The 1328-nt window shown below is 47.1% G+C and carries 1 protein-coding gene; it reads right to left on the reverse strand.

Annotated features, from left to right (window positions below):
• Window positions 1-207: 207 nt before the first annotated feature.
• The coding region (locus KDK17_RS16235; RefSeq protein ID WP_257253525.1) for a hypothetical protein at window positions 208-1328 on the reverse strand (1121 nt) is incomplete at its 5' end.

Below are 1328 nucleotides of genomic sequence, written 5' to 3' on the forward strand. Positions count from 1 at the left end.
ACTTTCCCATTTTCGTAGTGTTACTGGGTCTGTACCAAGTAAACGAGCTGCCTCAGCTATCTTCACTAATCTCTTATCCATTCTTGAGATTATATTAGATAGATTTAGATTATAATAGATTATTGCGAACTGTTTTTAACCCTGACGTTCCCGGCAGCCAAATGAGAACACTGCAAGGCCCTCAAACGTGAAATCTTACAAATAACTTCAATTCCAGCCTGCATCCCGACCCTGAACTTCAGTAGTCGTTGCTGTACCAAAGCTGGTAGAACCACTGCCATCTTCGCTGCTTGAAAAATTATAAGTCAAGCTTGAACCGGAGGAGAATAAGCCCCCCCAGTCGTCTTGTTGGTGAGTTGTTGATGAAGTATGAGTGACCGTTCTGGCTCTTTTAGCCGCCTCTTCCTGCTCCTTTTTATGACGTTTTGCAAATTCTTCCTGCTGTCTTTTGTGCTGTATTTCATCTTCTTCTGTCCAGATATAACGCGCTTCCCTCAAATGACTGTAGAGCGCTGACAGCTGCAACTGCATTAAGATATCATCCAGATCCATTCTACAGAATAAAGGACTCATCAGCCCGGCCTGGATCATTACATTCTTCCAAACCTTTTCTGGAAAGCCTTCCATAATGCGCTTGACCTCCTCCTTGTCCTCTATACCGGGTTGCCAGTCCCTTCCTTTGGGATCTTTTCGCTCTGGTTTGTTCAGTTTTTTGCCTAACTGCTTTTTCAGCTCCTCCTCCTGCTGGGATTGCTGCCTTTGCGATTCGGCTTCATGTTCAGAGATCACCTGGTAAACTATGCTGGCAGCAAACACGCCAACCATAGCCCCCATCCCAAGCATCACTCTAAAGGTAGTGAGTTCAAACCAGCCTTCGTATTCGTCGTCATCCTCGTAGTGATACCTGACCGTTTCCTGAGCAGGCGGTGGTGGAGTCACAGGCACCGGCTTTTCACCGTCCAGAATTCTGCGAATCTGCTGGTACCACTCCTTACCATAATCTTCACGATCAGCGGCTTTCATAAACAGGGCGGAGAGGTCTTCCTGATAGTGGCGACGTTCACTGCTGCCTGTGTGCCAGAGGGTGGGATGACGGTTAAACGTTTCAGTCAATAAGGAAAGGTAAAGATGAAATGCCGGATCTCCGGCAATCTGCGGATTCTGTTTTTGCTTGTCTACCTTGAAGCTGAGAGAACGAAGCGCCTTGCCGCGGAGAAAACGCTCCTGCATTTCCAGAAGAATAAAACTGAGTTGACGGGCTAGCTGCTCCCGGGAAAGTCGATTGGATGGAAACTCTCTGAAACTGTTCTGCACAGCTTCCTGAATCA

The organism is Endozoicomonas sp. SESOKO2 (assembly GCF_024606245.1).
Lineage (GTDB): Bacteria > Pseudomonadota > Gammaproteobacteria > Pseudomonadales > Endozoicomonadaceae > Endozoicomonas_A.